Here is an 11906-nt window from a genome sequence, read left to right as displayed (position 1 = left end):
CGCGAGCAAGCTCGCTCCTACAGATGCAAGACACATTCTGACCCACTGTCGCAGCGACAACCGCCCGTCCCGCACCTACCGTTTCTCTTCACATTTCAGAAGAGGACAACGGAATGTCCAACACCCCGCAAGCCTACCGCTTACGTACAGGCCGCCACTCGGAAGCCGGTCGTATCTATCTGCTGACCGCTGTCACCCATGAGCGGCAATCGATCTTCAAGGATTGGCGCACTGGCCGTCTGGTGGTGCACGAGTTCAGAAGAGCCGAGGAAGCCGCCAATGCCACCTCAATTGCGTGGGTGGTCATGCCCGATCACATTCACTGGCTGGTTGAGCTGCATAACGGCGATTTACCGAAACTGATGCAAGTCACTAAATCCCGCTGTGCTCGACTCATCAATCAGGCGCGAGGCTTTTCAGCTCCCGTATGGCAAAAGGGCTACTTCGACCGGGCCCTGCGTCGCGATGAAGATCTAAAAGCAGCAGCTCGGTACATCATCGCCAATCCGTTGAGAGCAGGGTTAGTCGCACGTATCGGTGACTATCCGCTGTGGGATGCAATGTGGCTCTAAAACGCAACTCATTGTAGGAGCGAGCTTGCTCGCGAAGAACGCCAAGACGACGCAGCATGTCTGGTAGACCGCGTTGTATGTTCGTTTTTCGCGAGCAAGCTCGCTCCTACACGTTTCCAGTTTGCGCATCCGTATGTCACGTAAGCGTTAGCCCAACGTTTGTGGGCATTCCCTCCAGCCGCCAGCCGTGTAGAATCGCGACATTCATCGCCAGTCATCCCCCGGCGGGTTTATGAGCTCAAGCTGAAGCGCGCGGCGATCCCGCAAAGTTATCGGCAACTTCCGGACACACGGCCATTTCTGAGTGTTCCAGACGTCAATAGACGCTCACTTCCCTTTTGATACCTGATTAGCCGCCCGGAGTGCTTCATGCCTGATTACCGCTCGAAAACATCCACCCACGGCCGCAACATGGCCGGCGCCCGCGCACTGTGGCGCGCCACGGGGATGAAAGATGACGACTTCAAAAAGCCGATCATCGCCATTGCCAACTCCTTCACCCAGTTCGTACCGGGCCACGTGCACCTGAAAGATCTGGGCCAACTGGTCGCCCGCGAAATCGAACGCGCTGGCGGCGTCGCGAAAGAATTCAACACCATTGCCGTGGATGACGGCATCGCCATGGGTCACGACGGCATGCTGTATTCGCTGCCGAGCCGCGAGATCATCGCCGACTCCGTCGAGTACATGGTCAACGCCCACTGCGCCGATGCGATCGTCTGCATTTCCAACTGCGACAAGATCACCCCTGGCATGCTGATGGCCTCCCTGCGCCTGAACATCCCGGTGATCTTCGTGTCCGGCGGCCCGATGGAAGCCGGCAAGACCAAACTGGCCAGCCACGGTCTCGACCTGGTCGACGCCATGGTGATCGCCGCCGACTCCAGCGCTTCTGACGAGAAAGTCGCTGAGTACGAGCGCAGCGCCTGCCCGACGTGCGGTTCGTGCTCCGGCATGTTCACCGCCAACTCGATGAACTGCCTGGTTGAAGCCTTGGGCCTGGCATTGCCGGGCAACGGTTCGACCCTGGCCACGCACAGCGACCGCGAACAGCTGTTCCTGCAAGCCGGCCGCACCATCGTCGAGCTGTGCAAGCGTTACTACGGCGAGAACGACGAGTCGGTGTTGCCGCGCAATATCGCCAACTTCAAGGCGTTCGAAAACGCCATGACGCTGGACATCGCCATGGGCGGTTCCACAAACACTATCCTGCACTTGCTGGCCGCGGCCCAGGAAGCCGAGATCGATTTCGACCTGCGCGACATCGACCGTCTCTCCCGTCACGTGCCGCAACTGTGCAAAGTCGCGCCGAACATCCAGAAGTACCACATGGAAGACGTGCACCGTGCCGGCGGGATCTTCAGCATCCTCGGCTCGCTGGCCCGTGGAGGCCTGCTGCACACCGACCTGCCGACCGTGCACAGCAAGACCCTGGCCGAAGGCATCGCCAAGTGGGACATCACCCAGACCACCGACGAAGCCGTGCATCACTTCTTCAAGGCCGGTCCTGCGGGCATCCCGACGCAAACCGCGTTCAGCCAGTCGACCCGCTGGGAAACCCTGGACGACGACCGTGAAAACGGCTGCATCCGCAGTGTCGAACACGCCTACTCGAAAGAAGGCGGCCTGGCCGTTCTCTACGGCAACATCGCGCTGGACGGCTGCGTGGTTAAAACCGCTGGCGTCGACGAGTCGATCCACGTGTTCGAAGGCAACGCGAAGATCTTCGAAAGCCAGGACAGCGCCGTACGCGGCATCCTCGCGGACGAAGTGAAGGCCGGCGACATCGTGATCATTCGTTACGAAGGCCCGAAAGGCGGCCCGGGCATGCAGGAAATGCTGTACCCGACGTCGTACCTGAAATCCAAAGGACTGGGCAAAGCCTGCGCCCTGCTCACCGACGGTCGTTTCTCCGGCGGTACGTCGGGCCTGTCCATTGGCCACGCTTCGCCGGAAGCGGCCGCGGGCGGTGCGATTGGCCTGGTGCAGGACGGCGACAAAGTGCTGATCGACATTCCAAACCGCTCGATCAACCTGTTGATCAGCGACGAAGAAATGGCCGGGCGTCGTGCCGAGCAGGATCAGAAAGGCTGGAAGCCGGTGGAAAAACGTCCACGTAAAGTGACCACCGCGTTGAAGGCCTACGCCCTGCTGGCGACCAGTGCCGACAAGGGTGCTGTGCGTAACAAGGCGATGCTCGACGGGCTGTAAGCGTCAGTCACAGAAATAACAATGCCCCGCCAAGTGCGGGGCATTTTTGTTTACGCAGATATTCTGTAGGAGCGAGCTTGCTCGCGAAAATCGCAAACGATGACGCGTTCTTTCCCGCAAGACCGATGCGTCAGATAGTTTTTCGCGAGCAAGCTCGCTCCTACAAAGGAGGATCGGCGTTAATCCTGCGGATCGAGGTTATCCAGCGCCTGATTTACCGCCAGTTCACCCAACATGATGACCTGCGCAATCCCCAGCATCGTGCTGCGCTGCGTGCCTTCCAGCAGTCCGGCGAAATCGCTGGCCATGACATTTGCCGAAGCGAGTGATTCACAGGCGTGGGCCAACAGGCTTTCGGTGTCGAGGCCGGGCGCGATCATGAATGTTCTACTGGGTTTGCGAGGGGTGGTGTTGATGCGGGCAGCCAGGTCGTCGGACTCTGGGGGATCGGGGGTGACTTTTAGCATTGATGAATCTCCTGGAGAAACAAGGAGCCATCACCCTCGCTACCAAACGATGGGTGGCGGCCATACGCAGGTTGGTAGACCGGTCCAGGAACCCGGCGCGCCCGAAAGCACCCTACGCATGACCACCATAAAAGCAGAGCCGAAAACGCTGCAAAAGGTTGAGTCATACGCCTGGAAAAACCGGGCTACCAAACCCGATCACTGAGGTTCAGCGACGCGGAAACGATAGAACCCAGGCGCCCAGGCGCACAAGTCGGCGGATTCTGAAGCACGCGTAGGGCGCTACGCAAGAATGTGTAGTCTGAGAGAGTGTCTGGAGATGTTTATTAAACAGAGGGTTTCGTTGTGCCCTCTGACTTCTTCGCGAGCAAGCTCGCTCCTACAGGTGAGCTGTTGTGATCACAGAATTTGTGAACGAAACAAATCCTCTGTAGGAGCGAGCTTGCTCGCGATGATCGAAAGGACGCCGCGTTGAATCAGAAAAAACGCATCATCGTTAACGACCATTGCGAGCAAGCTCGCTCCTACAATGAATCTAAAGCCTTACTGAATTTCTTCAGGCTTTACGATCACCCAGTTCTTGTCCGCCGTCACCGCCAACCCTTCTTTGGCTTGCGCCGCGGCGTGTTTGGCCATCATGCCGTTAAGCTGAGTCATGTATTTGTCTTTGCGGTTGACCCACAAATGGATGCCGCCCTTGGCCACGTCGACGCTGTGGAACAGCATGTAACCGTCGCTGCTCGGGGTATCGCCACCAACCAGGACCGGTTTTTTCCACTCATCGATGTACGTCAGGATTGCCGCTTGCTTGCCGGCCATCCAGGTCGCTGGTGTCCACAGGTAAGGGGTCAGTTCGAGGCCGAGGTTGGCCTTCTCGTCATACTTGCCGGCCGTGATCTGCTTGCGCGCCGTGGTCAGTTCACCGGTCTGGCGGTCTTTGAGCATGGTGGTCACGCCGATCACGTTTTGCGGTTTGACGTTGTAGCCGTATTTCGGATCGGCAGCGACCATACGCACCAGTTCTTCTGAGGCGGCGGTCATCACGTAGACCTCGATGCCGTTCTCCATCAGTTTGTTGTACAGCTCGGCCTGGCCGGTGAAGACTTTCGGTGGGTTGACGTCGAGGGTCTTGACCACGTCGCCGTCATAATACGTGGTGGGCACCGGTTTGCCGGACGCCATCAACTCGTCGACATAGCCCTTGAGCTCTGTGAGCGTGAAGCCGGAAAAGACCTGGGCGACCCATGGATAGCAGACCATGTCGTCGATTTCGCAGAGGCGATAGTAGTAGCTGAACAGGCTTTCCTTATGGTCAGCGGTGTCCTTGAACGGGATCAGCTTCAGGGAAGGGTCGAGTTTCTCGCGGGTGATCAGGCCCTTGTTTTCCATGAACGGCAGCAACGACTCTTCGAGGTCGTAGCGGTAACTGGTGTTGTCCATGTCGAACACCGCGAAGTTACCTTTGTTGGCGTTAGCCGCAATCATTGCGTCCAGCGCCTTGGCCTGATCGGCTGGCCAGTGCTTCAAATCCGTTGCGAGTACCTGACCGGCGAGGCCCAGGCAAAGTGCTGCAGCCAAAAATTTCGGTGCGAACTTCATCGGCGTTTCTCCCTGAATTAAAGACATCGACGCTAACAAATTAGTGTGACAGTCCTCGTCTGCCTGCGACCGCTCACGTCCCTTTCGCGTCAGCTGCATCCCCGACAACGACACTCTCTTATTCCAAAAACGACAGTTATCAGACTTTTTTGATATTAATTCATTAAATATCAAGCTGTTAGGCTTGCCGGCTCGCAGCTGCCCCGGAAGGCAGTTGGCACATGTCTAATGGGAGTTCCAATGAATCTGCCGCTGATTCTCAACCTGCTGGTGTTTCTCGCCCTGCTCTTTGGCCTGGCGCAAACCCGCCACACCACGTGGAGCTTAGCCAAAAAAGTCCTGCTCGCACTGGTGCTGGGCGTGGTATTCGGCGTTGCCTTGCACACCGTTTATGGCGCCGGCAACCCGGTACTCAAAACCTCGATAGGCTGGTTCGATCTGGTGGGCAACGGTTACGTGCAGTTGCTGCAAATGATCGTGATCCCGCTGGTGTTCGCCTCGATCCTCAGCGCCGTGGCCCGTCTGCACAACGCTTCGTCGCTGGGCAAGATCAGCTTCCTGACCATCGGCACGCTGCTGTTCACCACGGCCATCGCGGCGTTGATCGGTATCGGTTTGACCAACCTCTTCGGCCTGACCGCTGAAGGCCTGGTGGCCGGCACGCAGGAAATGGCCCGTCTGCAAACGATTCAGACCGACTACGCCGGTAAGGTCGCGGACCTGAATGTGCCGCAATTGCTGCTGTCGTTCATCCCGCAAAACCCGTTCGCCGACCTCGCTCGGGCCAAGCCGACGTCGATCATCAGCGTGGTGATTTTCGCTGCATTCCTGGGGGTCGCCGCGCTGCAACTGCTCAAGGATGACGCCGAGAAAGGTCAGAAAGTGATCAATGCCATCGACACCCTGCAAGCCTGGGTGATGCGCCTGGTGCGTCTGGTGATGAAGCTGACCCCCTACGGCGTATTGGCACTAATGACCAAAGTGGTTGCCGGTTCCAACCTGCAAGACATCATCAAGCTCGGCAGTTTCGTGGTGGTTTCGTACATCGGCCTGGGCCTGATCTTTGGGGTGCATGGCCTGCTGGTGTCGGCGGCCGGGATCAACCCGCTGCGTTTTTTCCGCAAGATCTGGCCGGTGCTGACGTTTGCCTTCACCAGCCGCTCCAGCGCGGCGACGATTCCGCTGAGCATTGAAGCGCAGACCAGCCGTTTAGGCATTCCGCAGTCCATTGCCAGTTTTGCCGCGTCGTTCGGCGCAACCATTGGCCAGAACGGCTGTGCCGGTCTGTACCCGGCGATGTTGGCGGTGATGGTAGCGCCGACCGTGGGGATCAACCCGCTGGACCCGTTGTGGATCGCGACGCTGGTGGCGATTGTGACCTTGAGTTCGGCCGGTGTGGCGGGCGTGGGGGGTGGCGCGACATTTGCGGCGCTGATCGTACTGCCGGCGATGGGGTTGCCGGTGTCACTGGTGGCGTTGCTGATTTCGGTTGAGCCGCTGATCGATATGGGCCGTACGGCGTTGAACGTGAGTGGTTCGATCACGGCCGGGGCGATTACCAGCCAGATGATGCAGCAGACGGATAAAGAACTGCTGGATGCGGATGAGCATGCGGAGTTGGCTCACGCTTAACGCTTTCAGCGACTGAGCGGGACTCTTCGCGAGCAAGCCCGCTCCCACACTTGATCGGTGTCGTTCACAAATCAAATGTGGGAGCGGGCTTGCTCGCGAAGCTTTTAAGCTTTTTCCCAAACCTCAAAGTTGTACGCCGGCTTGTCGCCTTCTGCCGGATTCGGCACATTCGACACTAATTTCCACTGGTTCACATCAAACGCCGGAAACCACGCATCCCCTTCCGGGCTCAACGCCACGCGCGTCAAATACAACCGATCCGCCTGCGCCATTCCCTGTGCATACAGTTGCGCGCCACCAATCAGCATCACCTCATTGACGCCCTGCTCCAGCGCCCATTCCTGTGCCCGAATCACCGCGGCTTCCAGCGACGGATAAACCTCCGCGCCTTCCAGCACCAGGTCCGTCTGACGGCTGACCACGATGTTCAACCGGCCCGGCAGTGGACGACCGAGGGAATCCCAGGTCTTGCGACCCATGATGATGGGCTTGCCGAGGGTGGTGGCCTTGAAGTATTTGAAGTCCCCCGGCAAGTGCCAGGGCATGCTGTTGTCGACGCCGATCACGCGGTTTTCACCGAGGGCTGCGATCAGGCTGAGGGGGAGTGATTTAGTCATGCCGGCGAGGATACCAGAGCCATCCGTACCCCGATAAGCGCCACAGCGGTTATGCTCACCGTTCAATTAAGCGACGGGATGCCGCGTGACTGAACTGAATAACCTCTGGCTGACGGAAACCATTCGCCTGCGCGAAGAACACGCCGGCCCGCTGGATGATCTTGAAGCCAACCGACTGGCTCGCAGTGCGGGCGGCGACTTGCCGACACGGATTCAACGCCGCGCCCTATGGCTGGCCGAACGCGATGGGCTGACCTCCGCCCTCACCCACTGGCTGCAAGGTGCGCGACTGGCGCTGCTGGTGTTGGCAGTGCTGGCCCTGGTCAGTGGCGCAGGCCTGGCGTTCGCCGCGTTGAGCGACGGACAAACGCCAGTCAATGTGTTCTGGGCCTTGGGCAGTCTGCTGGGGTTGAACCTGATGCTGTTGCTCAGCTGGGCGCTGGGCCTGGTGTTGGCCGGCGACCATGGTGCAACGCTGGGTCGCCTGTGGCTGTGGCTCAGCGAAAAATTCGCCCGCGATGCCAAAGCTGCGCAACTGGCGCCGGCCCTGCTGCTGTTATTGCAACGACAGAAACTCAATCGCTGGGCGATCGGCGTGCTGGTCAACAGTCTGTGGTTGCTGGCAATGCTCAGCGCCCTGGTGATTCTGCTGACGTTGATGGCGACCCGGCGTTACGGTTTCGTCTGGGAAACCACCCTCCTCAGCGCTGACACCTTTGTGACCATGACCCAAGCCCTCGGCGCTCTGCCCGCCTTGCTGGGCTTCAACGTTCCGACGGTCGAGATGATCCGCGCCAGTGGCGACGCCGCGCTGAATATCGAAAGCGCACGCCAGGCCTGGGCCACATGGCTGGTCGGTGTGTTGGTGGTTTACGGCGTTTTGCCGCGCCTGCTGCTGGCCCTGTTCTGCCGCTGGCGCTGGAGCTCCGGTCAAGCGGCTTTGCGCCTGGACCTGAACCTGCCCGGTTATGCGCAACTGCGCGAACGGTTAATGCCCACCAGCGAACGCCTGGGCATCAGCGATGCGGCGCCAGAGCAGCTTCATACCGTCGAAAGCGGCGTCAGCGAGTTGCAAAGCAATGGCGCATTGGTGGTCGCCATCGAGCTGGACGAGCAACGCCCGTGGCCACCAGCCCTGCCGCAAAACGTGAACAACGCCGGCATCCTCGACAGTCGCGAATCCCGGCACAAGCTCCTTGAGCAACTCAGTCGTTTCCCTCCGGCCCGGTTAGCCATCGCGTGCGATCCACGTCGTTCGCCGGATCGCGGCAGTCTGGCGCTGATTGCCGAACTGGCTCGCAACGCCAGCGCCACCCGCATCTGGTTGCTGCAAGCACCGCCAGGTGAAGCGCTGGACGCGGAGCGTTTGGGCGATTGGCACGTCGCACTGCAACAGCTTGAACTGCCCTTTGCCGATTGCGCGCCGATGAACTGGCTGGAGACCGGGCATGACTAATCCGCGCAAACCACCGTTGAAGCTCGCCGTGGTCGGCCACACCAACGTCGGTAAAACGTCGTTGCTGCGTACCTTGACCCGTGACGTCGGTTTCGGTGAAGTCTCCCATCGACCGAGCACTACCCGCCACGTCGAAGGCGCGCGGTTGTCGGTGGACGGTGAGCCGTTGCTCGACCTGTTCGACACCCCGGGTCTGGAAGACGCCATCGCCCTGCTCGACTACCTCGAACGCCTGGAGCGCCCAGGCGAACGTCTCGACGGCCCTGCGCGGCTGGCGCGTTTCCTTGAGGGCAGCGAAGCGCGGCAACGTTTCGAACAGGAAGCCAAGGTGCTGCGCCAACTGTTGAACTCGGACGCCGGCCTCTACGTGATCGACGCTCGCGAGCCGGTGCTGGCCAAGTACCGTGACGAACTGGAAGTGCTGGCCAGCTGTGGCAAACCGCTGTTGCCGGTGCTGAATTTTGTCAGCAGCGCGAACCATCGTGAACCGCAATGGCGTGAAGCGCTGGCGCGCCTTGGCTTGCATGCCCTGGTGCGTTTCGACAGCGTCGCGCCGCCGGAGGATGGCGAACGTCGACTCTATGAGAGCCTCGCGCTGTTGCTGGAAAACGCCAGAGAACCGCTTGAGCGTTTGATCGCCGATCAGCAGGCTCAACGCCTCGCTCGTCAGCAGAGTGCATCCCGGCTGATTGCCGAGTTGTTGATCGATTGCGCGGCGTGTCGGCGTAGCGTGGCCAGCAACGCCGAGGAAGAGCAGCAAGCCATCAGCGAACTGCGCAAAGCGGTTCGACAACGTGAACAACGGTGCGTCGAAGCGTTACTCAAGCTCTACGCCTTCCGCCCGCAAGATGCGGCGGCCAGTGATCTGCCGTTGCTCGATGGCCGCTGGGGCGATGACCTGTTCAACCCGCAAACCCTCAAACAACTCGGCGTGCGGGTCGGCGGCGGCATTGCGGCCGGCGCGGCAGCCGGGGCCGGGGTTGATTTGCTGGTGGGCGGCCTGACCCTCGGCGCCGCCGCACTGGCCGGTGCAATTGCCGGCGGCGCCCTGCAAACCGTGCGCAGTTATGGCAGCCGATTGATGGGCAAGATCAAAGGGCAACGGGAACTGACGGTTGATGACAGCGTGTTGAGGTTGTTGGCGTTGCGTCAGCGGCAGCTGGTGCAGGCGCTGAATGCTCGCGGGCATGCGGCGATGGAGAGCGTTCAAGTGGCCACGCCTCAGGACAAGAGCTGGCGCGAAGGCAAACTTCCCGAGGCCCTGAACAAGGCTCGGGCTTATCCGCAGTGGTCGTCGCTGAATCCGCGATCGAAGTTGAATCAGGCGGAGCGGCAGGAGCAGGTTGAGGTGTTGGCGCAGCAGTTGTAAGCATTGAGTGATGTGTTGTTCAGGCGGGCCTCTTCGCGAGCAAGCCCGCTCCCACAGGGGATTTGCATTGATCATAAGTCCAATGTGGGAGCGGGCTTGCTCGCGAAGGCCACACCTCAGTCTTACTGTCCTAAGCCACCAGCAGGCGCAATGCCTTTTCCTTCAACACCGCCAGATCAATCACCGGCACCCCCATCTCCTTGGCCAACTCATCCCACTGCCGCATCCGCAAACTGACCGCACACAACGGGTCCTGCTCAAACACGTTTGCCTCTTCAGCGGTCATCACGCCACCCTGATATTCCAGCGTGCGACGGCTGGCTTCGCTTAGGCGCTCGTAGTACCCAGGCTCTTTTAACGTCAGATAACGCTTGGCCTGAACGTGGTATTCCACCAACCGCGCCATGCGCTCGCTGAAACCTGCACGACGCAAGTAATCCGCACCCAGTCGTTCATGGCTGACCACACCGAAGCCGCCCATGTTCTCGGCGCTTTCGACGCAGATGTGCCCGATGTCGTGGAAGAACGCGGCCAGTATCGCTTCGTCATCGAAGCCTTCGGCCATCGCCAGTTGCGCGGCCTGGGACATGTGCTCGATCTGCGACACCGGTTCACCGATGTAATCGCTGTCGCCAAAGCGTTCGTACAAACCGAACACCTCGGCGATCACTTGCGTATGGCGGTCCATCACAGCGCTCCCAATACAGTCGCAACGTTGCGTTCGGCCATCGCCGGCCCGACGCTCATGCCGACGCCGGTGTGCATCAACGCCACGCTCACACCCGGCATCGGGCGTAAAAACGAGAATGGCCCCGGGCCCCGTGAACCATAGACGCCCTGCCAGCGTTCGACCACTTGCACCTTGCAACCCAAGGTTTGCTCGGCCAACTCAAGCATCCAGTCGTCTACCTGCTCGGCATTGAACGGCGACGGATCACTGCCGTAATGGTGGGAATCGCCGATGATCAACTCGCCGTAAGGCGTCGGGCTGATCAGCAGGTGAATGCCGTTTTCATGCAGATGCGGCTGCTCTCTCAGGATGTGCGCCTGTACCGCCGCCGCTTCCGGCAGATCGGCAAACGCGCCGTAGTGCACGCAACTCAAACCGGTGAGCAACGCGTGTTGCAGGTTGAGGTTGATCTGCGGTCGGGCGCGGAGCATTTGCAGGCGGCAGATTTGTGGCTCGAGCTCGGCGATCGGCTCGGCCAGCAAGGTCTGATAGTCGTGACCGGAGCAGACAATGATCTGCTCGGCGCTGAAGGTTCCGGCCGTGCTGTGCAAGCGGCCCGGTTCGATGTCCCGCACCAGGGTGGAGAAGTGAAACGCCACGTTCAGTTCGCGGCGCAGGTAATCGATCAATGCCGGAATCGCTTCGCGCGAATACAGTTGCTGATCGTCCATGCCGTGCAACGCGGCGCGGTGATGGCTGAACTGGCCACCGTAAAGATCGCGCAAGGCAGCACCGCGCAGCAGGTCGACGCGATAACCGTACTCCACGGCGCGGCCGGCGCAGAACGCTTCCAGCAGGTGTTCTTCGGCTTCGGTGCGGGCGAACAGGTACGAGCCGTTGCGCTTGATTTTCAAGCCGGCCAGTTGTGCCCATTGCCCCCAGATGTCGCGGGAGGCCTTGGCCAGTTCGAGCATCGGCCCCGGTGGCTGGCCGGTGACGAGGGCTTGGCCGAAGTTGCGCACCGAGGCACCCAAGGGGGTTTCGCTGCGTTCGAAAACGGTGACTTTGAGGCCGCGTCTGGCGGCGGCGTAGGCGTGGGACAGGCCGAGGATGCCGGCGCCTACGATCAGCATGTCGTTGGGGTGTGTCATTAAGTGATGTCCTGAGTTCCGTGGCGAGGGGATTTATCCCCGTTCGGCTGCGAAGCAGTCGTAAAACCGTTGCCTTCGGTGTACCTGGTACACCTCGGTTGCAGATTTTGGGGCCGCTTCGCAGCCCAACGGAGATAAATCCCCTCGCCACAGGTTGTGCAT

10 protein-coding genes are annotated in these 11906 nt (G+C 60.1%); 5 read left to right on the top strand and 5 right to left on the bottom strand.

The window, feature by feature from the left end; translation table 11 throughout:
• The first annotated feature begins 113 nt into the window (after window positions 1-113).
• Together JFU37_RS13950 and ilvD are read left to right on the top strand one after the other, a co-directional pair.
• Window positions 114-572 (top strand): REP-associated tyrosine transposase, encoded by a 459-nt coding sequence (locus tag JFU37_RS13950; RefSeq protein WP_201115826.1) that lies wholly within the window; start codon window positions 114-116, stop codon window positions 570-572.
• Window positions 573-941: 369 nt separating this feature from the next.
• Window positions 942-2783, top strand: coding sequence for a dihydroxy-acid dehydratase (ilvD, locus tag JFU37_RS13945; protein ID WP_201115825.1), 1842 nt, complete (start codon window positions 942-944; stop codon window positions 2781-2783).
• Window positions 2784-2962: 179 nt separating this feature from the next.
• Here the strand turns inward: ilvD and JFU37_RS13940 are convergent, their stop codons facing one another.
• Both JFU37_RS13940 and JFU37_RS13935 read right to left on the bottom strand, forming a co-directional pair.
• Window positions 2963-3250 carry a DUF6124 family protein gene (locus tag JFU37_RS13940; protein ID WP_201115824.1) on the bottom strand — a complete coding sequence of 96 codons (288 nt, stop codon included), beginning with the start codon at window positions 3248-3250 and terminating at the stop codon, window positions 2963-2965.
• Window positions 3251-3793: 543 nt separating this feature from the next.
• Window positions 3794-4849, bottom strand: coding sequence for a haloacid dehalogenase-like hydrolase (locus JFU37_RS13935; protein WP_201115823.1), 1056 nt, complete (start codon window positions 4847-4849; stop codon window positions 3794-3796).
• Window positions 4850-5089: 240 nt separating this feature from the next.
• On the opposite strand from JFU37_RS13935, the gene JFU37_RS13930 reads away from it, so the two are divergent.
• A complete protein-coding gene (locus JFU37_RS13930) occupies window positions 5090-6481 on the top strand; it encodes an L-cystine transporter (RefSeq protein WP_201115822.1) in 1392 nt (463 codons plus the stop codon).
• Between the two features lie 104 nt (window positions 6482-6585).
• On the opposite strand, the gene JFU37_RS13925 is transcribed toward JFU37_RS13930, so the two are convergent.
• On the bottom strand, window positions 6586-7098 hold the full coding sequence (locus JFU37_RS13925) for a dihydrofolate reductase (protein ID WP_201115821.1): 513 nt from the start codon (window positions 7096-7098) through the stop codon (window positions 6586-6588).
• Window positions 7099-7183: 85 nt separating this feature from the next.
• On the opposite strand from JFU37_RS13925, the gene JFU37_RS13920 reads away from it, so the two are divergent.
• Entirely contained in the window at window positions 7184-8554 is a 1371-nt protein-coding gene (locus JFU37_RS13920) for a DUF2868 domain-containing protein (protein ID WP_201115820.1), read from the top strand.
• Entirely contained in the window at window positions 8547-9923 is a 1377-nt protein-coding gene (locus tag JFU37_RS13915; protein ID WP_201115819.1) for a GTPase/DUF3482 domain-containing protein, read from the top strand. Before JFU37_RS13920 ends, JFU37_RS13915 begins: the two co-directional genes overlap by 8 nt.
• Before the next feature lie 130 nt (window positions 9924-10053).
• On the opposite strand, the gene JFU37_RS13910 is transcribed toward JFU37_RS13915, so the two are convergent.
• Together JFU37_RS13910 and JFU37_RS13905 are read right to left on the bottom strand one after the other, a co-directional pair.
• Window positions 10054-10611, bottom strand: a complete 558-nt coding sequence (locus JFU37_RS13910) for a phosphonate degradation HD-domain oxygenase (RefSeq protein WP_201115818.1) — start codon at window positions 10609-10611, stop codon at window positions 10054-10056.
• Window positions 10611-11744, bottom strand: a complete 1134-nt coding sequence (locus JFU37_RS13905) for a TIGR03364 family FAD-dependent oxidoreductase (RefSeq protein ID WP_201115817.1) — start codon at window positions 11742-11744, stop codon at window positions 10611-10613. The genes JFU37_RS13910 and JFU37_RS13905 overlap by 1 nt, the downstream gene beginning before the upstream one ends.
• Window positions 11745-11906: the final 162 nt, after the last annotated feature.

Source organism: Pseudomonas sp. TH41 (genome assembly GCF_016650695.1).
Lineage (GTDB): Bacteria > Pseudomonadota > Gammaproteobacteria > Pseudomonadales > Pseudomonadaceae > Aquipseudomonas.
The sequence above is the reverse complement of the archived record's forward strand: the minus strand, read 5'-3'. Positions and strand labels throughout refer to the sequence as shown.